The organism is Variovorax sp. 10N412 (assembly GCF_056394985.1).
The window spans coordinates 1-20,097 of sequence record NZ_JBFTIO010000004.1; the positions used below are offsets into that span (position 1 = coordinate 1).

Sequence of the window (20,097 nt, forward strand, 5' to 3'; positions counted from 1 at the left end):
GGCAGCGTGAAGCGCGTGACGGACATCATGGGCGAGATCACGGCGGCGAGCCAGGAACAGACCTCGGGCATCGAGCAGGTCAACCAGGCCATCAGCCAGATGGACCAGGTCACCCAACAGAACGCCGCGCTGGTCGAAGAAGCCTCGGCGGCAGCCCAGTCGCTGCAGGAGCAGGCCGGCAGCCTCGTGCAGGCCGTCAGCATCTTCAAGCTCGACCACAACGCCGCGGTCGCGCGCACCGGCTTCACACGCATCACGCCCATCGCCCGGCCCGCCAAGGCGGTTGCCGCCTACCAGTCGGCGCTCAAGCGCCCGGCCAAGGCGCTGCCTGCGCGCCACGAACCGGCCAAGGGCGCCGCGCCGCGGCTGGCCGTGGCTGCCGACGCCAAGGGCGACTGGACAGAGTTTTAAGAAACAAGAGAGCCAAGAGACACGAGGGCTCAAGACCGGCGGGCCTGTGCCGATAACGAATTGACGACGCCGCATCCCGCGGCGGGATTCGCTGCAGTTCTGAAAGAGAAGAAATCAAATGAGTTTGAAGAACCTGAAAATCGGCACCCGCCTGGGCCTTGGCTTCGCGGCGATGCTGCTGTTGATGGCGGTGATTGCCGGCACCGGCTTTCTGCGCCTTGCCAGCGTGGGCCAGTCCACGGACGAGATGATTGCGCACGCGCTCGTGAAGGAGCGCCTGGCCAACCAGTGGGCCAACCTGCTGGGCCCGACCGTGGTGCGCTCCTACGCGATGGTGAAGTCCACGGACCCGACCGTGGTGGCCTATTTCGCCAAGGCGCGCACCGAAAGCTCGAACCGGATCAACCCCGTGCAGAAGGAGCTCGAAGGGCTGCTGACCTCGCCGGAAGAAAAGAAGCTCTACGTCGGCGTGGCCGATGCGCGCGCGGTCGTCCTGGAAATCAGCGACAGGCTCAACAAGCTCAAGCTCGCGGGCCAGAGCGACGAAGCCACTGCCCTGGCGGACAACCAGTTCGCGTCGGGCCTCGCCGTCTATGAAGATTCCGTGGCCAAACTCGCCGCGTACCAGCGTGACAGGATCGACGTGCTGTCCAAGAGCATCCTTGCCGACCACGCGAGCGGCCAGACCCTGCTGCTGGTGCTGTCGGCCATTGCGCTGGTGCTGGGCGCGCTGTTCGCGTGGCGCCTGACGCTGGGCATCGTGCGTCCGCTGGGCCGCGCGGTGATGGTGGCCGAGACGGTGGCCGCCGGCGACCTGAGCGCGGACATCGTGGTCGAGAGCCGCGACGAGGCGGGCCAGCTGATGCATGCGCTGCGCGAGATGAACGCCAGCCTGGCCAAGGTGGTGGGCGAAGTGCGCGCTGGGACCGAGACCATCGCCACGGCGTCGGGGCAGATCGCCTCGGGCAACCAGGACCTGTCGTCGCGCACCGAAGAGCAGGCCAGCTCTCTGGAAGAGACGGCCGCCTCGATGGAAGAGCTGACCTCGACGGTGAAGCAGAACGCGGACAACGCACGCCAGGCGAACCAGCTGGCCGTGTCGGCGTCCGAGGTCGCGGTGCGCGGCGGCAACGTGGTCGGGCAGGTGGTCGGCACCATGGGCTCGATCAATGCGTCGTCCAAGAAGATCGTGGACATCATCGGCGTGATCGACGGCATCGCGTTCCAGACCAACATCCTGGCGCTGAACGCGGCAGTCGAAGCTGCTCGCGCTGGCGAACAGGGCCGTGGTTTTGCCGTCGTGGCATCCGAAGTTCGCAGCCTGGCGCAGCGCTCCGCAGCAGCGGCCAAGGAAATCAAGGCCCTCATCGGCGACTCGGTCGAGAAGGTGGAAGAGGGCAGCAAGCAGGTGGCCGAAGCCGGCCGCACGATGGAAGAGATCGTGGGCAGCGTGAAGCGCGTGACCGACATCATGGGCGAGATCACGGCGGCGAGCCAGGAGCAGACCTCGGGCATCGAGCAGATCAACCAGGCCATCTCGCAGATGGACCAGGTCACCCAACAGAACGCCGCATTGGTCGAGCAAGCCTCGGCCGCAGCCCAGTCGCTGCAGGAACAGGCCGGCAGCCTCGTGCAGGCCGTCAGCATCTTCAAGCTCGACCGCAACGCCGTGGCTTCCCCCCGCGCGGCGTTCACGCCCATCACCCCGATCCCGAAGGTGGCGAGGCCCGCGCCGCGGCGTGCGGCGCCGCCATTGCCCGCACGGCGTGCCCCTGGCGCCGCCGCGGCCCCGCAGTTGTCCATGACCGGCGACGCCAAGGGCGACTGGAGCGAGTTCTGACCCTCAACTTTCGGCCGATGCTGCCGATAGAGAGAACAAGGCATCGAAAAGACAGTGACTCGGTGCCACCCCTACACACCATCGACAGGTAAAGCCTTATGTCCGGAAGTTTGTTCTACACAGGTCTGAGCGGTCTGAGCGTCGCTCGCACCGCGCTGATGACCACGGCCCACAACACCGCCAACGTGTACACCGCCGGCTACAGCCGGCAGGTGGCGGAAATCGCCACCGGCAGTGCCATCTCCAGCGGCTCGGGCTTCATCGGCTCGGGCGCCAACGTGACGACCGTCTCGCGCAGCTACGACCGCTACCTGACGGCGCAGCTGGGAACGGCGCAGTCGGCTTCGGCCGCGCTGGCCACCAACAGCGTGCAGATCAACCGCATCGACACCCTGCTGGCCGACAAGACCTCGGGCATCGCGCCGCTGATGCAGAGCTTCTTCACCAGCATCCAGGGTGTGGCCAACACGCCGGCCGACCCCGCCGCCCGCCAGCAGATGATCAGCTCGGCCCAGGCGCTGGCCAGCAAGTTCCGCGCGACCGACCAGTACCTGTCGGACCTGAACTCCTCGGTGAACGAGCAGATCGTGGGCAGCGTGGACCAGATCAACACCTACGCCACCAAGATCGCCAGCCTCAACCAGCAGATCAGCCAGATCAGCGCCATGGCCGGCGGCCAGCCGCCCAACGACCTGCTCGACCAGCGCGACCAGCTCGTGAGCGACCTGAGCCAGGTGGTCGACGTGAAGGTGCTGCAGCAGGACAACGGCAAGTACAACGTGTTCATCGCCACCGGCCAGTCGCTGGTAGTGGGCGACTACGCCTCGCAGATGGTGGCGGTGAATTCCGCCGCCGATCCGTCGCGCAAGGCGGTGGCGCTGCAGGGCTTTGCCGGCAACACCTCCGAGCTGTCGGACAGCGCCATCACCGGCGGCGTGCTGGGCGGGCTCATGAGCTTTCGCCGCGACACGCTCATTCCCTCGCAGAACGCCATCGGCCGCCTTGCGATGTCGGTGGCCGACGCGGTGAATGCGCAGCACAAGCTGGGCGTGGACCTGAACGGCGCGCTGGGCAAGGACTTCTTCACGCAGGCCGTGCCAGGTGCGCTGCCCAACGCAAAGAACACGGGCAACCTCGAATTCGGCGCCACGGTCTCGAACGCTTCGCAGCTCACGACCAGCGACTACAACGTGAGCGTCACCGATGTGGCCGGCACGCTCACCTACTCGGTCACCCGGCTTTCGGACAAAACGTCGATGGGCACTTTCACCACATTCCCGATCACCTTCGACGGCGTCAGCCTCACGGCCGCCAGCGGCACCGCGCAGGCCGGCGACTCGTTCCTGGTGCAGCCCACGCGCACCGGCGCGCGCGACCTCGACGTGCTCACGCTCGACCCGGCCAAGGTGGCCGCTGCGTCGCCGATCGTCACCGGCAACACCGCCGGCAACAAGGGCAGCGGCGCGCTGGGCGCCGCCACCGTGGACGCCAGCTACCCGGGCACGCCGCTGGCCGGCCCGGTGACGCTGAGCTACGACGCCGCCACCGGCAGCTTCTCGGGCTTCCCCGCCACCTCGGCCGTCACCGTGACCCTGGCCAACGGCACCAGCACCAGCTATGCGGCCGGTACGCCCGTGCCTTACACGGCCGGCGCCAAGATGAGCTTCGACGGCATCACCGTCGGCATGACCGGCGCGCCTGCGCAGGGCGACACCTTCACCATCGGCAAGAACACCTCGGGCGTGTCCGACAACAGCAACGCCCTGGCGCTGGGCGCGCTGCAGCGCAAGACCCTCATGGCCGGCGGCACGGCAACCTTCAACGGCGCCTACTCGCAGCTGGTGAGCGAGGTGGGCAACCGTGCCATGGCCGTGAAGGTGGCGGCCACCACGCAAGACAGCGTGACGGGCCAGATCAAGGCCAGCCAGCAGTCGATCTCGGGCGTGAACCAGGACGAGGAAACCGCCAACCTGCTGATGTTCCAGCAGATGTACCAGGCCAACGCGAAGGTGATCCAGACCGCTTCGACCATCTTCGACGCGATCCTCGGCATCAGCAACTGAGCCTTCATTTCGTACCGATCCAGGAAACCGCGATGCGCATCAGCACTCAATCCTTCTACGACCAGAACGTCAGCGCCATGGGGCAGCAGCAGCAGAAGCTGTTCCGTGTGCAGCAGCAACTGGCCACGAACTCCAAGTTCCTCACGGCCGGCGACGATCCGGTCGGCGCGGCCCGCGCCCTCGGCGTCACGCAGACGCTGTCGGAGAACGCGCAGTACGCCACCAGCCGCCAGCGCGCGTCGCTGTCGCTGTCGACCGAGGAGAACGCACTCAACTCGGTGACCTCGATCCTGCAGAACATCAAGACCCTGACGGTGGCGGCCGGCAACGGCACGCTGGCGGACGCCGACCGCGCCTCGCTCGCCACCACCATCCAGAGCGCGCTCGACCAGCTGGTGGGCGTGGCCAATTCGGACGACGGCAACGGCCAGTTCCTGTTCGCCGGCTTCAAGAGCGGCTCGCCGCCCTTCGTGGCGGCGTCCGGCGGCGGCGTGCAGTACGTGGGCGACCAGGGCCAGCGGCTGATGCAGGTCGACGTGGCGCGCCAGCTGTCCACCTCGGACGACGGCCGCAGCATCTTCCAGACGGTGCAGGGCGGTGCAGGCTACGTGACCGTGGGCGCGGCCGGCAATACCGGTACCGGCGTGTTCGGCGCGGTGGGCGTGAAGGACGCCACCGATGCGAACTACGGCAAGGACTTCAGCATCAGCTTCACGGGTGGCAACTACTCCGTGTCGACCAAGGACACACCGCCCGTGGTGGTGGCCGGCGGCGCGTATGTCGAAGGCCAGCCGATCTCGTTCGGCGGCGTGCAGATGAGCTTCAAGGGCACGCCGGCCAACGGCGACAGCTTCGACGTGTCGACCGCGAAGAACGCCGGCACCGACATCTTCGCAAGCATCGGCGAGCTGGTGTCGGCGCTGCGCACCCCGCTGACCGGCGGCGGCGCGGCGGCCCAGGCCAAGCTGCAGAACGCCTTGAGCACGGCCAACGTGAAGGTCACGAACGCACACGACAACGTGCTGACGGTGCTGTCGTCGGTGGGCTCGCGCCAGACCGAGATCGACGCGCTCGACACCGCCGGCGCGGCCAGCAAGCTGCAGGAAGAAAGCTACCGCTCCAGCATCGAGGACCTGGACCCGTACAGCGCCATCGCGGAGTTCTACCAGCGCCAGTCGTCGCTGCAGGCCACGCAGATGACGTTTGCGAAGCTCAACAGCATCGCCCTGTTCAATTACCTCTAAGTGAAGAAGGCGGGGCCTTGCAGTTCTACGGACGCAAGCCCTGCGTGAACCGCAGCATGTTCGAGATGGCTTCCGCGAAGCGTGGCTCCAGGAACGCCGCCAGGTTCGGCATCAGCAGCTGCAGCATGAAGATGCCCGCCAGCAGCGTGAGCGGAAAGCCCACGGCGAAGATGCTGAACTGCGGCGAAGCGCGGTTCAGGATGCCCATGGCCAGGTTCAGCGTGAGCAGCGCGGTGATGAGCGGCAGCGCCAGCATCAGCCCGCTGGCGAAGATGTCGCCGCCGGCCAGCACCAGGAACAGCCAGCCGCCCGAAGCCAAGGGCCCGTCGGCGATCGGAAGCGTGCCGAAGCTGTCGGCCAGCGCGTTCACCATCAGCAGGTGGCCGTCCAGCGCCAGGAAGATCAGCATCGCCAGCATGTTCAGCAGGCGCGACACCACCATGGTGCTGCCGTGGCTCATGGGGTCGAAGAAAGAGGCGAACGACAGGCCCATCTGCAGGCCGATGTACTCGCCCGCGGCCAGCACGGCGGTGAACACCAGCTTCATCGAGAAGCCCATGGCCGCGCCGACCAGCACCTGCTGCACGATGATCCACAGGCCGCCGGCGGACACCACCGGCACGGCGGGAAGGGTGCCCAGGGTGGGTGCGATCACGAAGGTCAGCATGACTGCGACCGCGACCTTCACCGGCCGCGGCACCCACGCCTCGCCGAAGATCGGCGCCGTGCTCACCAGCGCGAGCATGCGCACGAACGGCCACAGGAAGGCCACCATCCAGGCCTCGAGCTGGCCCGAGGTGACGGAAAGAATCGACGGCGTCACGCCACCAGCTGCGGAATGCCGGCGAACAGCGCGCGCATGTAGTCGAGCATGCGGTCGAGCATCCAGGGGCCGGCGATCACCAGCGTCGCGAACACCGCGAGCAGCTTGGGAATGAACGACAGCGTGGCTTCGTTGATCTGCGTGGCGGCCTGGAAGATGCTCACGATCAGGCCGATGACGAGCGCCACCAGCAGCAGCGGGGCGCCCAGCAGCAGCGAGATCTCCATGGCCCGGTGGCCCATGGTCATGACGGATTCGGGGGTCATCTCGGCGTACCTAAAGGTAGAAGCTCTGCGCCAATGCGCCGATCAACAACTGCCAGCCGTCGGCCAGCACGAAGAGCATCAGCTTGAAGGGCAGCGCAATGGAAGCGGGCGGCACCATCATCATGCCCATCGACATCAGCACGCTGGCCACCACCAGGTCGATGATGAGGAACGGAATGAAGATGGTGAAGCCGATCTGGAAGGCGGTCTTCAGCTCGCTGATGACGAAGGACGGCAGCAGGATGCGCAGCGGCACCTCTTCCGGGCCCTGCATGTCGGGCACCTTGGCCAGCCGTGCGAACAGGGCCAGGTCGCTCTCGCGGGTCTGCTTGAGCATGAAGGTCTTGAAGGGCGCGATGCCGCGCTCCAGCGCCTTGTCGGCGCTGATCTTGTTCTCGGAGAAGGGCACGTAGGCGTCGGTGTAGGCCTTGTCGAGCACCGGCGCCATCACGAAGAAGGTGAGGAACAGCGACAGCCCCACCAGCACCTGGTTGGGCGGCGAGGTCTGCGTGCCGATGGCGGTGCGCAGCAGGCCCATCACGATCAGGATGCGCGTGAAGCTGGTCATCGACAGCAGCAGCGCGGGCAGGAAGGTGAGCGAGGTCAGCAGCACCATGGTCTGCACGCTCAGCGACCAGGTCTGGCTGCCGCCGGGGCCCGGCGTGCTGGTGATGCCGGGCAGGCCCTGGGTCCAGGCCACGGCGGGCAGCGCGGCGGCGGCAAGCAGCAGCGCGGCACGCAGGCCGCGGCGCAATGCGGAATGCGTCATGGGGCGGTATGCGTCTTGCCCGAGAGGGATTCGCGCAGCTTCCGGGCAAAGAGTTCGACAGGGTTGTTCATGGCGGCGGGCGTGCCCGCCGTGCCGGAGGCCGGCTGTGCCTGGGCCGGCAGCGTGTGCAGCATGTTGACCTGGCTGGACGTGACGCCCAGCACCAGCCATTGGCCGCCCACTTCGACCACGACCACGCGTTCGCGCTGGCCGAGCGCGGCGCTGGAGACCACCTTCACCAGGTGGCCGCCGCCCAGGCGCTGAAGCCCGAAGCGGCGCGCCAGCCAGGCGCACAGAAAAATCAGGCCGACCACCACCGCCATGCCGAAGCCGGCCTGCAGCAGGCCCGACGCACCGACGGCGGCCGGCTGCGCTTCATGCACGGGCGTGGGCACGGTGGGCAGCGCGGCGTGCGCCGTGTGCACGGCTTGCGCGCACAGGGTGCACAGCGCCGCCGCCCATGCGGGCAGCGCACGCAGCGCATGCAGGTGGGGGCGCAGGTTCATGAACGGGCGAGCTTCTGCATGCGCTCGGACGGGGTGACGATGTCGGTCAGGCGAATGCCGTACTTCTCGTTCACCACCACCACTTCGCCCTGGGCGATGAGGTAGCCGTTGATCAGCACGTCCAGCGGCTGGCCGGCCAGGCCGTCGAGCTCCACCACCGAGCCCTGCGACAACTGCAGCAGGCTCTTGATGGTGATGCGGGTGCGGCCGATCTCGGCGGTGAGCTGCACGGGCACGTCGAGCACGCGCGCGATGTCCACGGCGGTGGTGCTCGACGGCACCGACGGCGCGTCGTGGATCTGCTGGAAGACCTGCGCGGTGGCCGGGGCCACGGTGGGTTCGGGAGCGGCGACTGGGGTGGCCGCGGTCTGTTCGGCCAGCGCGCTGGCCCAGTCGTCCGCGTCGCTGCTGGCGGAAGAGGTGTTGTCAGTCATGGTCGTTCTTCAAATCGCTGTCTTGGTGGGAGATCATGTGTTGCACGCGCAAGGCGTAGCGCTCGTTCGAGGTGCCGTAGCCGCACTCCATCACCGGCACGCCGCCGACCTTGGCGAGCACCGTCGTGGGCAGCTCGATGGGAATCACGTCGCCGGTCTGCAGCTTCATCACTTCGCCCAGCGTGGAGGGCATGGTCACGAAGTCGGCAATGAGCTCGACGTCGGCGGCCTGCATCTGGCGCGACATCTGCTTGACCCAGCGCTTGTCGACCTCGACCTCGTCCTGGATCGGGTTGGACAGCAGGTCCTTGATGGGCTCGATCATCGAGTAGGGAATGCACACGTGCAGGAAGCCGCCCACGGGGCCGAACTCGATCTGCAGCGTGGTGTTGATCACCACCTCGTTGGGCGCCACGATGTTGGCGAGCTTGCCGTGCATTTCGGCGCGCACGTAGTCGAAGTCCAGCGGGAACACCGGCTGCCAGGCGTCGCCGTAGCACTGCAGCGACAGGTCGAGCAGGCGCTTGATGATGCGCTGCTCGGTGCGCGTGAAGTCGCGGCCTTCCACGCGCACGTGGTAGCGCCCGTCGCTGCCGAAGAGGTTGTCCACCACGAGGAACACCAGCTTCGGGTCGAACACGAACAGCGCCGTGCCGCGCAGCGGCTTCAGGTGGATCATGTTGATGTTCGCGGGCACCGGCAGGTGCCGCACGAACTCGCCGTACTGCTGGATCTGCACCGGCCCCACCGAGATGTCGGGGCTGCGGCGCATGAAGTTCAGCAGCGCGCTGCGCAGGCCGCGCGCGAAGCGGTCGTTGATGACCTCCAGCGTGTGCATGCGGTTGCGCACCACGCGGTCGGGCGCGCCGAGGTCGTAGGCCGGCAGGCCGTCCTTGGGCGGCGGCGGGGCGGCCGGCTGGTCGACTTCGCCGGTGACGCCTTGCAAGAGCGCATCGACCTCGTCCTGCGAAAGCACCTGTTCATACGCCATGGGTCGCTTGTCCGAAGAGGGGGGTCACTGCACCACGAAGGTGTTGAAGGACACGTTGGAGATGCCCAGCGGGGGCTGCCCGGCGGCCAGCGGCGTGTTCAGCGCGGTGCGGATCTCCTCCGCCAGCTTGGCCTTGCCCTCGGGCGTGACCAGCGTGTCGGGTGTGCGGTTGGACAGCAGCATCAGCAGGCGGCTGCGCAGTTCGGGCATGTACTCCACGATCTGCGCCTTGGTCTTTTCGTCGGGCACGCGCAGCGCCATGCCGATCTGCAGGAAGCGGCTGCGGCCTTCGGACTGCAGGTTGACGGTCAGCGGCTCGAGCATCAGGAAGATCGGCTTTTCCGGCGCGGCGGCCTTCGCCGGCTCCTCGGCCGCGGGCGCCGCGTTCATGAAGCGGGGAATGAAGGTGTACGCGGCGGCGGCGACGGCCGCGAGGCCGACGGCGATCACGAGCCCAATCACCAGCTTGGAAGAGCGGCGCGGGGCTGGTTGATTCGGGAGAGCGGTTGCTGCGGGAGTGGAGGTAGCCATGGTGATGCGGGGTTGCGGGTCCGGTCTATTCTTTGCGAAGTCCCTCGGCAACGAACGGTCGAACAAGCGCACAAAGGCGTTTCATATCCGTCATTGCGGGCGCCGGGCAGGCGCCGCCGAGGGGAGGGCGGGCGTCAGGCGAAGGTGTCGACCCCCGCGCTCGCGTGGGCGGCAGGCGCCGCGCGAGCGGCCGTCACGGGCGCGGCCGCCACGACGGCTGCGGCACGGCCGGCACCGGGGTAGCTGGCGGCCTGTTGCCGTGCGGCGGTCTGCTGCTGTTGTTGCTGCTGCGCGAACGCGGCGTCCTGGCCGCCGGCCTGGCGGGTGTCTGCGCCGACCGAGGCCTGGCCCAGGGTGATGCCCTGTTCCGACAGCGAGCTGCGCAGCTGCGGCAGCGCGGCCTCGACGGCCTTGCGCACGCTTTCATGGGCCGACACGAACAGGGCCTGCGCCTGGTTGTCGCCCAGCGACAGCGTGACCTTGAGCGGACCGAGCCCGGCGGGGTTGAGGTTGAGCTCGGCCGTGTGGTGGCCGGTGGTGCTCATGCGCGCCAGCTGCTGGCCGAGGGCAGGGCCCCATTTGTCGCTGCCGACCTCGGGAGCGATGGTGTGCACCGCGGGGCGCGCGGCGGCGGTCTCGTCGCTGCGTCCGGCCGAGGCCGCGGTGGCGGCGGGCTGCTGCAGCGAGAAGGGCGCGACGCCCGCCTGGGTGTCGGCATCGGTGTCCGCGCCGGGGGCGTTGGTGGCGGCCGGCACGGCGGCTGCCGCGGCGGCGATGGCCGCCGTCGTGCCCTCGGGGGCCTTCGGTTGTGCGGCGCTTGCCAGCTGCTCGGCGGTGGTGGCGCTCACGGCGGTGCGCGGACCGGCGCGGCCGGCCGCGGTTGCGCCGGCGGCCGGGCCTGCGGTGGTGGACGCGGGCTTTGCAGTGCCTGCACCCATGGCCTGTGCCGCGACGGCGGCGCGCACGATGTCCTGCAGCGAGGCGGTCGGCGCAGTGTCGGCGTCGCGCGGGGCGTTGGCTGTGCCGGCTGCCGCAGCGGGCTTGGTGGCGTCCTTGGCGGCGTCCTTGGCCGCCGCGTCGGCGTCGGCTTCGGGCGTGGCCTTGGCGTTCGCGGCCAGGGTGGCCGCATCCGACAGGGGCGCCTGGGCCTTGGCGAGCGGGTCGGCCGCGGCCGCGGCCGCGGCAGCGTCAGCGGGAATGTCCGCCGCCGCGGCGGCGCCCTGGGCCGCATCGAGCGCCTTGGCTGCGTCGGCCGCATCGCCGGCACCCGCGCCCTTGGCCGCCGCGCGCCCCGCGAGGGTCAGTGCGTGCAGCGGCGTGTGGGCCGGCGCCAGGAAGGCGAGGTTCGGGTCGGCGGGCAGCGCGTCCTTGGTGTCTTCGTCGGCACCGGGCTTGCGCACCGGCTTGCGCTCTGCGGCCGTGGCGGTGGCGCCCGACGCATCGTCCGTGGTCCGGGCGCGCTGGTTGCCGTTGCTGGCGCGCGAGCGCTCCAGCGCGGCGCCGAAGCCCTGGCCCTGCGCTTCGTCCGCGCCGCGGTTGCGCGCGCCGGCCTGCGACACGGACGGGCTGGCGCCGTTGGGCGAGACGGGGGGCGAGATCATGGATGGCATGTCGGTTCCTGGGAATTCAAAGGGTCGGGTGCGAGGCGCGGTCGAAGAACTTGCGCGCCGCGCGTTCGTCGCTGTCGCGCTGCTCGCGCTTGTTCTCGGCCATCATTTCCTGGGCGCGCACGCGCTCGGCCAGGGTGTCGAAGGAGCTCAGGCGGCGCTTTTGCTGCTGCCAGTCGATGCGGCCGTTGTCCAGGCGGGTCTCGGTCTGCGTGGCGATGGCGCGCTGCTGCTCGATGGCGCCGTCCAGCGTGCCGAGGAAGTTGCGGTAGTTGCGCCACTGCGAGGAGGGCAGGCCGTCGCGCATCAGCGCGTCGAGCTGGTTGTGATAGTCCTGGCGGTACTGCAGCAGCAGCTCGAGTTTCTGGCTGGCGCTGAGGTGCGCGCTCTGCAGCGTGCCCAGGCGCCGCGCGGCGTCGTCGGTCTGCGTGTGGGCCAGGTCGATCAGCATGCCGAGGGGAAGCTTGCGGGTCATGGAAGTAGTCCTTGCGTGATGTCGGGTGTGCTTGGCGTGCGGCAGGCTGCTCAGGCGCGCCGCTCGGGCGTGAACAGGCCGTCCAGCTGCGCGATGGAGTCCTCGTAGCCGGTGCGCTCGTGCATCGACTGCTGCAGGAAGGACTCGATGCGCGGGTACATCGCGATGGCCTGGTCCAGCTGCAGGTCGTGGCCGGGGGCATAGGCGCCCACGCTGATCAGGTCGCGGTTGCGCTGGTAGCGCGAGAGCATCTGCTTGAAGCGGCGCACGCTGTCGAACTGCGTCTGCGGAATCAGCGCCGTCATGGCGCGGCTGATCGACGCCTCGATGTCGATGGCGGGGTAGTGCCCGGCTTCGGCCAGCGTGCGCGAGAGCACCACGTGCCCGTCCAGGATGGCGCGCGCCGAGTCGGCAATCGGGTCCTGCTGGTCGTCGCCCTCGGACAGCACCGTATAGAAGGCGGTGATGGAGCCGCCGCGGCCCTGCGCGTCGCGCGCGCCGTTGCCGGCGCGTTCCACCAGCGCGGGCAGCTTGGCGAACACCGACGGCGGATAGCCCTTGGTGGCCGGCGGCTCGCCCACGGCCAGCGCAATCTCGCGCTGCGCCATGGCGTAGCGGGTGAGCGAGTCCATGATGAGCAGCACGTCCTTGCCCAGGTCGCGGAAGTACTCGGCCAGGCAGGTGGCGTAGGCCGCGCCCTGCAGGCGCAGCAGCGGCGAGTTGTCGGCCGGCGCGGCCACCACCACGGCGCGGGCCAGGCCCTCTTCGCCCAGCGTGTTCTCGATGAAGTCCTTCACCTCGCGCCCGCGTTCGCCGATCAGGCCGACGACGATGACCTCTGCGCTGGTGTAGCGCGCCATCATGCCCAGCAGCACGCTCTTGCCCACGCCGGAGCCGGCGAACAGGCCCATGCGCTGGCCGCGGCCGACGGTGAGCATCCCGTTGATGGCGCGCACGCCCACGTCGAGCACCGAATCGATGGGCGCGCGGGTCAGCGGGTTGACCGGCGGCGAACTCAGCGGCACCTTGCGCGCGAAGTCCAGCGGGCCCAGGCCGTCGAGCGGGCGGCCGGCCGCGTCGACCACGCGCCCGAGCATGCCTTCGCCCACGGGCAGGCGCTTGGTGTGGGCGTTGCCGCCGGCGCCGCCCATGCCGGGCTCCAGGGTGATCGGCCGCGCGAACACGCGCGCGCCCGGCACCAGGCCGGCCACTTCGGTCTGCGACATCAGGAACAGGCGGTCGCCCGCGAAGCCGACCACTTCGGCTTCGGCGTAGCGCTGCGCATTGCCCGGCGGCAGTTCGATCAGGCAGTCGCTGCCCACGGGCAGCTGCAGGCCCACCGCTTCGAGCACCAGCCCGACGGCGCGCGTGAGGCGCCCCGAGGCGGTGGTGGTGGTGCACTGGGCGACGCCCTCGCGCGCCTTGTCCAGCGCGGCGCGCACCTTGTGCAGATGGGAGTTGGCGTTCGCGGCGGCGGTGGCGGTCTGCATCGTGGGGGTCTCGCGCATGGCGTTCAGGAGGGTTCGCCGCCGTCGGAGGCGTTCTCGCGCAGCACCGAGGCCACGCGCTTCCAGCGTGTCTCCAGCGTGCCGTCGAGTTCGCCGTTGGCGGACTGCACGCGGCAACCGCCGCGCGCCAGGGTGTCGTCGCTGCGCACCAGCCAGCCGGCGGCCTCGATCTCGTGGCCCAGGCTGTTCTTCACCAGCGCCACGTCGTCCGGGTGCAGCAGCAGGCGCGGCTCGCCGCGCAGGGCAGGTTCGGTGTTCAGCAGGTCGCGCACCAGCGGCAGCACCCATTCGGGCTCGGCCTTCAGCGTGCGGTGCACCACCTGGCGCGCCACGTCGAGCGCGAGCGCAAGCACGGTGTCGGTCAGTTCGCCCTCGGCGCGGCGCAGCGCGTCGGGCAGCGACAGCGTGAGCGCGCGCAGGCGCTCGGCATGCGCGCTGGCGGCGGCAAGGCCGGCGGCCAGGCCTTCGGTGTGGCCGGCCTTGCGGCCTTCGGCGAGACCGTCGGCGCGGCCTTCGGCTTCGGCGGCGGTGCGCGCGTCCTTGCGGATGCGCGCCAGCTCGGCCAGGTCGACCCGGGGCGCCGGGGGCGCGGGCGGAGGAACCGGGGAGAGCGGCGCGGCGCTGCGGTTGCCGTTGCGGTTGAACTCGGCGGCGGCGGCGGCCTTGCGGCTCGCGGGCACCGAGGGCTTGCCGTCGAGCGTGCCCATCTCCCAGCGCTCCCAGGCGGAGAGTGCGGGCGGGGCCGGCCTGCCGGTCATGCCCGGCAGGGGGCCCGCTGCGGCTTGCCGTGCAGCGGCGTGGATGGCGGCGAGCCGCTCGCTCGCGCCGGTGAATGCGCCCGGGGCGCCGCGGTCAGACGAAGTCATCGGTGCCAGGCGCCGAAATCACGATCTCGCCGGATTCCGCCAGGCGGCGGGCCACCTGCAGGATCGTCTTCTGTTCGGCCTCGACCTGCGACACGCGCACGGGGCCGCGCAGTTCCATGTCTTCTCGCAGGGTCTCGGCGGCGCGTTGCGACATGTTGTTGAGGAACTTGTCGCGCAGCTCCATCGGCGCGCCCTTGAGCGCGATGATGAGCGAGTCGCTCTCGATGTCCTTGAGCAGGCGCTGGATGCTGCGGTCTTCCAGGCCCAGCAGGTTCTCGAACACGAACATCTCGTCGACGATGCGCTGGGCCAGCGCCTCGTCGTGTTCGCGCACATGGGCGATGGCTTCTTCTTCCACCGCGGTGCTCATCAGGTTGACGATCTCGGCCGCGGTGCGCACGCCGCCCAGTCGGCTGCGGCGCAGGCCCTGGCCCGCGAGCATCTCGGTGAGCACGTCGGTCAGCTCGGTCAGCGCCGAGGGCTGCACGCCGCCGAAGGTGGCCACGCGCATGATCACGTCGTGGCGCAGGCGGGCGGGCAGCTTCTCCAGCACCTCGGAGGCCTTCATGCGGTCCAGGTGCACCACCAGCGTGGCCAGGATCTGCGGATGCTCGTCGCGGATGAGCTCGGCCACTTCGCCGGCTTCCAGCTCGTTGAGCCGCTCGATGCCGCCGTGCGGCTCGTCGGGCTGCAGGATGTCTTCCAGCAGGTTGCTGGCGCGGTCCTCGCCCAGCGCCTTCTTCAGCACGGCGCGGATGTAGCTGGTCGAGCCCAGGTGCAGGGCCGACAGCTGCTCGGTTTCCTGGCGGAACTCGGCCAGCACTTCGGCCAGCTCTTCCTTGGAGACCGAGCTCAGCTTGGACATCGCGAGGCCCAGCGTCTGCACCTCGGAGGTGGGCAGCTGGTGCAGCGCGGCGGCGGCGCGGTCTTCGCCCAGCGCCATCAGCAGGATGGCGCCTTTTCGGGTTCCCAGTTCGTTACTCATGGGTGTTCATCCAGTGCTGGATCAGGGTGGCGACCAGCTTGGGGTCCTTGTCGGCGATCGCGTGCGCATAGTCCATGTCGGCTTTCTTGCGGTTGGCCTCGCGTTCGCGCAGGCTGTCTTCCGGCGAGGGCGTGGCGGCGTCCAGCGCGGCGCTCGGAATGATGAGATCGGCCGTCTCCTCGACCGGTGCGGGTGCCGGGGGCGGCGGCGCGTGGCGCCGCAGGAGCGGACGCAGCACGGCGAGCCAGGCGAACAGGGCGATCAGTGCGTACAGCAGGTACTGGCCCAGCGTCTTGCCGATCTCGATGTTCTCGCGGTCGCGCCAGAACGGCACTTCGGGTGCGGGGCCGCTGTCGGCATCGCGGGCGAAGGCGCTGTTCACCACGTTGAGCGAGTCGCCCCGCTCCTGGCTGAAGCCCATGGCTTCCTTGGCCAGGTTGCGGATCTGCTCCACCTCGGCCGGCGTCAGCGCGCGGCTGGTGGTCTTGCCGGCCGTGTCCACGCTGTCGCGGTTGTTCACCACCACGGCCACCGACAGGCGCTTCACGCCGCCGGCGGATTGCTGCACGTGGCGGATGGTGCGGTCGAGCTCGTAGTTGGTGGTGGTGTCCTTGCGCGTGCTGCTCGGGCCGGTGGCGGCGGTGGAGGTGGTCGCGGCGGTGGCGCCATTCGCACCCGGTGCGCCAGGCGCACCCGGCGTTCCGGGCGGCGGCGTGCCCGGCGCATTCGGTGCGCGCGGGCCGACGATCGGCGCGGTCGGGTTCACCGGCGGCTGGTTCGACAGCGCGCCCGGCACGCCGCCCGGCGGCCCGCTGCCGTGCTGCGCCGACTCGCTGCTCTGCTGGCTGCGCATGGCGGCCTGCGACGGGTCCTGGTTGGGCTTGTACTTCTCGTCGGTGTGCTCGACCACCGAGAAGTCGATGTCGGCCGCCACCTGGGCGCGCACGTTGCTCGCGCCCACCAGCGGCTGCAGGATCGCTTCGATGCGGCGGATGTAGCCCTGCTCGATTTCCTGCGCGTACTTGATCTGGCTCACGTCCAGCCCGCGGTCGGTGCCGCGCGCGGAAGACAGCAGGTTGCCGCGCTGGTCGACCACGGTGACGCTCTTGGCGTCCAGGTCGGGCACGCTGCTGGACACCATGTGCACGATGGCGCTGACCTGGCCTTCGTCGATGCTGCGCCCGCGCATGAGCGTGAGCACCACCGAGGCCGAGGGCTTCTTCTGGTCGCGCACGAACAGCGAGGGCTTGGGCAGCGCCAGGTGCACCCGGGCCGCCTCGATGGTGCCGATCGACTCGATGGAGCGCGCCAGCTCGCCTTCCAGCCCGCGCTGGTAGTTGACCTGTTCTGCGAACTGGCTGGTGCCGAACTTCTGGTTGTCCATCAGCTCGAAGCCCACGCCGCCGGCCTTGGGCAGCCCCTGCGCGGCGAGCTTCAGGCGCGTTTCCGCCACCTTGTCGCCCGCGATCAGGATCGCGCCGCCGCCTTCGGCGAACTTGTAGGGCACGTTCATCTGCTGGAGCGACGCGATGATCGCGCCGCCGTCGCGGTCCGACACGTTGGTGTAGAGCACCTTGTAGTCGGGCGCGCGGCTCCACAGCATGAACGCGGCGGCCGCGGCCACGAGGGCCGCGCCGCCCACGATCAACGGCAGCTTGGGCTGGGCGCGCATGCGCTCCAGGAAGGGGGGGAGGCCGTTGCCGGAACCCGTCCCGGCAGTGGGCAGGTCGCCCGTGGGCACGGCTGTGCTCATGCGTGCACCTTGGTGGCGCCGGGGTGGCCGCTACGGTCCTGTGCCATGTTTGGAGAGAGATTTCGGTGTTGAGAGTTCATTCCGGAGTGCCGGTGAAGTCGTCCACGGCATGTTCGTTTCGCGACGATTGTCAACAGTGCATGGGAATTCGAATGCCCGAACAGCCGGGGTTTTCGCCCTCAGTTGCGCGCTTGAATCGGGGTCTTCCCTTGATACGCTGCAGGCCAGCCGGAGGACCTTGCGTCCTCCTTGTCAAGTCACGCAGAAGTGTTCACACAGGAAGAAGAGATCCCATGTCGATCAGCGCCATCGAATCCGTCTTGCAGCAGATGCGCGTCACCGCGCTCAACACCGGCATCGGTCCGTCCTCGGGCGCGGCCGCCCCCGCGGAGGCCGGCGGCTTCGCTGCCGAGCTGAAGCGCTCGCTCGCCAACATCAGCGGCGCGCAGCAAAGCGCCTACGCCCAGGCCGAGTCGTTCGAACTGGGCAAGCCCGGCGTGGCGCTCAACGACGTGATGGTCGACCTGCAGAAGGCCAACGTGGCGTTCCAGACCGGTCTGCAGGTGCGCAACCGCCTGGTCACCGCCTATCAGGAAGTGATGAACCTGCAGGCCTGAGGGCTGGGTTGGGTGACTCGCGGGCCCCTGTGCAACTTTTTTGTGCGCGGCCCTAAAGGTTTGAAGGCACTCGCCGATAACTAAATCAACGATGGCTTGAGTCTCACAGCGGAAGCGGGTCCAGCGTTACGGCCGATGGCCGGAGTCACACAACCTTTGTCAATCAGGAGTCCAACATGACGCAAGTCATCAACACCAACAGCCTCTCGCTGGTCACGCAGAACAACCTCAACAAGTCGCAGTCGGCGTTGAACAGCGCCATCGAGCGCCTGTCTTCGGGCATGCGCATCAACAGCGCCAAGGATGACGCTGCCGGCCAAGCCATTGCCAACCGTTTCACGGCCAACATCAAGGGCCTGACGCAAGCAACGCGCAACGCCAACGACGGCATCTCGATCGCTCAAACGACCGAAGGCGCGCTGACGGAAGTCAACAACAACCTGCAACGCATCCGCGAACTGTCGGTGCAAGCCGCCACGGGCACGAACTCGTCCACCGACCTGGACTCGATCCAGTCGGAAATCGGCCAACGCCTGGACGAAATCAACCGCGTGTCGGAACAAACCCAGTTCAACGGCGTGAAGGTTCTGTCGGCTGACGCTGGCAAGCTGACCGTTCAAGTCGGCGCGAACGATGGCGAGACCATCGACATCGACCTGCAAGAAATCAGCGCCAAGACCCTGGGTCTGGACGGTTTCAACGTCAACAACACCGGTTCGAAGAACAAGGCTGCCGGCGCGTCCGACCTCCTGATCGCCGGCTTCGCCGCAGGCACGACCACCAACGGCGTCACGCCTTACACCCGCACGCTGACCGCCGCCGCCAACGGCGCCACGGCCAACGACGTGCTGGCCAAGATGCAAGACGGCGGCACGGTCACCTCGACCGGTGGCGCAACGTACACCTACAGCGCCGCGACCAAGAGCTACACCGCTTCGGAAGCCGCACGCACCCAGGCCAACACGCTCGCATCCCTGACCCCGCCGGCTGGCACCAGCGTGACCGCCACGGTCAAGCTCGGCACCCACTCGATGGACGTCAAGATCGACAGCAACGGCACCATGACCGACGCTGCCGACGGCTCGGCCCTGTACCTCGACGCTTCGAAGAACCTGACCAAGACGGGCGCTGGCGCGACCACCGGCGCCACGCTGGCGGCAGTGCTCGAGCAAGCCACCGGCATGTCCGCTGCTGGCGACTCGATCACCATCGGCGCAACCGGCGCTTCGTACACGGTGGTGACGGCAGCAGCCGGCGCCAGCACCTTCGCGGTTGCCGGCGAAAAGGCTTCGGCCGACCAAGTGGCTGCCAAGATCAACGGCGGCGCTGGTTCCATCGACATCGACGGCGCAGGTGCGACGACGGCCTACGCAGTGGCAGCAGCCGGCGGCGCCGTGACCGGTGCCTACATCGGTGTGAGCGGCCTGACGACGACCGCCGCTGAATCGATCAACCTGAACGCCAACGGCGTGGTGACCGACGCGCAAGGCAGCACGGTGTACGCCGACTCGGCCAAGGCCGGCAAGCTGACGACCAACGCAGTGAGCGATGCCAAGGCAACCGTCGATCCGCTGAAGGCACTCGACGCCGCCCTGTCGAAGGTCGACAAGCTGCGCTCCTCGCTGGGTGCGGTGCAGAACCGTTTCGACTCGGTGATCGCCAACCTGGGCACCACGGTGACCAACCTGTCCTCGTCGCGTTCGCGCATCGAAGACGCCGACTACGCCGTGGAAGTGTCGAACATGACCCGCGCGCAGATCCTGCAACAAGCCGGCACCTCGGTGCTGTCGCAAGCCAACCAGACCACGCAAGGCGTGCTGTCGCTCCTGCGTTGATCGAGCAAGGCTAGTTAGAAGCAAAGAAACGCCGGACCCCTCCCGAAAGGGTGGGGTCCGGCCGGTGCAGGTACCCGGACGCAAGCCGGGAGCGCCTGCGCTGTCCTCTGCGGCCATGCCCCGAAGGCGAGGCCGCAGAGCACAGCGAATACAGCAAAGAACAAGGTGGAAAAGATGTCGAACCCCGTGCCCGCAAATCCCGTGAAGGACAGTCCCTGGACGCAGATGCTCCTGGGCGGCGCCACGGGCACGAGCCTGCGCGGTACGCCGTCGGGTGCCAAGGCCGACGCCAAGGAGGAGGCGACGCCGGTGCAGGTCGAGCAGGCGGTTCACCAGGTGAACACGGCGCTCGCGCTGCGCGAGGTCGGCCTGCAGTTCGAGGTCGACAAGGACACCGACAAGCTCATCGTCAAGGTCATCGATCGCGCCAGCGGGGAAGTCATTCGCCAGATTCCGAACGAGGAAGTCGTGCGCATCGCCAAGCTCGTGAGCGACGGCAAGGGCCTGCTGGTGGACCACGCGGCCTGAGGCCGCATCCGAATCTTCATCTGCAAACGCAGCAATCAGGAAAAA

19 protein-coding genes and 1 pseudogene are annotated in these 20,097 nt (G+C 68.7%); 7 read left to right on the forward strand and 13 right to left on the reverse strand.

The features are described 5' to 3' along the window. The 4 genes and pseudogenes from AC1DJH_RS11965 to flgL all read left to right on the forward strand — a co-directional run. Nucleotides 1-411: pseudogene (locus AC1DJH_RS11965) on the forward strand (methyl-accepting chemotaxis protein); the annotation flags it as partial. A gap of 118 nt (nt 412-529) precedes the next feature. Continuing rightward, nucleotides 530-2,251: a methyl-accepting chemotaxis protein gene (locus AC1DJH_RS11970; RefSeq protein ID WP_478185846.1), complete on the forward strand. Its 1,722-nt coding sequence runs from the start codon at nt 530-532 to the stop codon at nt 2,249-2,251. A gap of 98 nt (nt 2,252-2,349) precedes the next feature. Next, a complete protein-coding gene (flgK, locus tag AC1DJH_RS11975) occupies nt 2,350-4,314 on the forward strand; it encodes a flagellar hook-associated protein FlgK (protein ID WP_472121295.1) in 1,965 nt (654 codons plus the stop codon). Between the two features lie 32 nt (nt 4,315-4,346). Then, entirely contained in the window at nt 4,347-5,558 is a 1,212-nt protein-coding gene (gene flgL / locus AC1DJH_RS11980) for a flagellar hook-associated protein FlgL (RefSeq protein ID WP_478185847.1), read from the forward strand. Between the two features lie 25 nt (nt 5,559-5,583). On the opposite strand, the gene fliR is transcribed toward flgL, so the two are convergent. The 13 genes from fliR to fliF form a co-directional block, all read right to left on the reverse strand. Next, nucleotides 5,584-6,369, reverse strand: a complete 786-nt coding sequence (gene fliR, locus AC1DJH_RS11985; RefSeq protein ID WP_472121369.1) for a flagellar biosynthetic protein FliR — start codon at nt 6,367-6,369, stop codon at nt 5,584-5,586. A gap of 8 nt (nt 6,370-6,377) precedes the next feature. After that, entirely contained in the window at nt 6,378-6,647 is a 270-nt protein-coding gene (gene fliQ, locus AC1DJH_RS11990; protein ID WP_435436180.1) for a flagellar biosynthesis protein FliQ, read from the reverse strand. 10 nt (nt 6,648-6,657) lie between these two features. Further along, nucleotides 6,658-7,389: a flagellar type III secretion system pore protein FliP gene (gene fliP / locus AC1DJH_RS11995; RefSeq protein ID WP_435444763.1), complete on the reverse strand. Its 732-nt coding sequence runs from the start codon at nt 7,387-7,389 to the stop codon at nt 6,658-6,660. Between the two features lie 23 nt (nt 7,390-7,412). Next, a complete protein-coding gene (gene fliO, locus AC1DJH_RS12000) occupies nt 7,413-7,922 on the reverse strand; it encodes a flagellar biosynthetic protein FliO (protein ID WP_478185848.1) in 510 nt (169 codons plus the stop codon). After that, on the reverse strand, nt 7,919-8,356 hold the full coding sequence (fliN, locus tag AC1DJH_RS12005) for a flagellar motor switch protein FliN (RefSeq protein ID WP_472121301.1): 438 nt from the start codon (nt 8,354-8,356) through the stop codon (nt 7,919-7,921). The genes fliO and fliN overlap by 4 nt, the downstream gene beginning before the upstream one ends. Continuing rightward, nucleotides 8,349-9,347 carry a flagellar motor switch protein FliM gene (gene fliM / locus AC1DJH_RS12010; RefSeq protein ID WP_472121303.1) on the reverse strand — a complete coding sequence of 333 codons (999 nt, stop codon included), beginning with the start codon at nt 9,345-9,347 and terminating at the stop codon, nt 8,349-8,351. Before fliM ends, fliN begins: the two co-directional genes overlap by 8 nt. Before the next feature lie 24 nt (nt 9,348-9,371). After that, a complete protein-coding gene (gene fliL, locus AC1DJH_RS12015) occupies nt 9,372-9,878 on the reverse strand; it encodes a flagellar basal body-associated protein FliL (protein WP_478185849.1) in 507 nt (168 codons plus the stop codon). A 134-nt stretch (nt 9,879-10,012) separates the two neighbouring features. Then, nucleotides 10,013-11,488 (reverse strand): flagellar hook-length control protein FliK, encoded by a 1,476-nt coding sequence (locus AC1DJH_RS12020; RefSeq protein WP_478185850.1) that lies wholly within the window; start codon nt 11,486-11,488, stop codon nt 10,013-10,015. Between the two features lie 16 nt (nt 11,489-11,504). Next, complete coding sequence (gene fliJ, locus AC1DJH_RS12025) at nt 11,505-11,960, reverse strand: flagellar export protein FliJ (RefSeq protein ID WP_472121309.1); 456 nt, start codon at nt 11,958-11,960, stop codon at nt 11,505-11,507. Nucleotides 11,961-12,010: 50 nt separating this feature from the next. Further along, on the reverse strand, nt 12,011-13,468 hold the full coding sequence (fliI, locus tag AC1DJH_RS12030; protein WP_478185851.1) for a flagellar protein export ATPase FliI: 1,458 nt from the start codon (nt 13,466-13,468) through the stop codon (nt 12,011-12,013). Nucleotides 13,469-13,473: 5 nt separating this feature from the next. Further along, nucleotides 13,474-14,334, reverse strand: a complete 861-nt coding sequence (fliH, locus tag AC1DJH_RS12035) for a flagellar assembly protein FliH (RefSeq protein ID WP_472121312.1) — start codon at nt 14,332-14,334, stop codon at nt 13,474-13,476. After that, nucleotides 14,321-15,319 carry a flagellar motor switch protein FliG gene (gene fliG, locus AC1DJH_RS12040; protein WP_435484658.1) on the reverse strand — a complete coding sequence of 333 codons (999 nt, stop codon included), beginning with the start codon at nt 15,317-15,319 and terminating at the stop codon, nt 14,321-14,323. Before fliG ends, fliH begins: the two co-directional genes overlap by 14 nt. Then, nucleotides 15,312-17,072 (reverse strand): flagellar basal-body MS-ring/collar protein FliF, encoded by a 1,761-nt coding sequence (gene fliF / locus AC1DJH_RS12045; RefSeq protein WP_478185852.1) that lies wholly within the window; start codon nt 17,070-17,072, stop codon nt 15,312-15,314. Before fliF ends, fliG begins: the two co-directional genes overlap by 8 nt. Nucleotides 17,073-17,365: 293 nt before the next feature. Between fliF and fliE the strand changes: the two genes are divergently transcribed. The 3 genes from fliE to AC1DJH_RS12060 all read left to right on the forward strand — a co-directional run bounded on the left by fliE (nt 17,366) and on the right by AC1DJH_RS12060 (nt 20,052). Beyond that, on the forward strand, nt 17,366-17,689 hold the full coding sequence (gene fliE, locus AC1DJH_RS12050) for a flagellar hook-basal body complex protein FliE (RefSeq protein WP_472121317.1): 324 nt from the start codon (nt 17,366-17,368) through the stop codon (nt 17,687-17,689). Nucleotides 17,690-17,865: 176 nt separating this feature from the next. Further along, a complete protein-coding gene (locus tag AC1DJH_RS12055; RefSeq protein WP_478185853.1) occupies nt 17,866-19,524 on the forward strand; it encodes a flagellin N-terminal helical domain-containing protein in 1,659 nt (552 codons plus the stop codon). A gap of 174 nt (nt 19,525-19,698) precedes the next feature. Further along, complete coding sequence (locus AC1DJH_RS12060) at nt 19,699-20,052, forward strand: flagellar protein FlaG (protein ID WP_478185854.1); 354 nt, start codon at nt 19,699-19,701, stop codon at nt 20,050-20,052. Nucleotides 20,053-20,097: the final 45 nt, after the last annotated feature.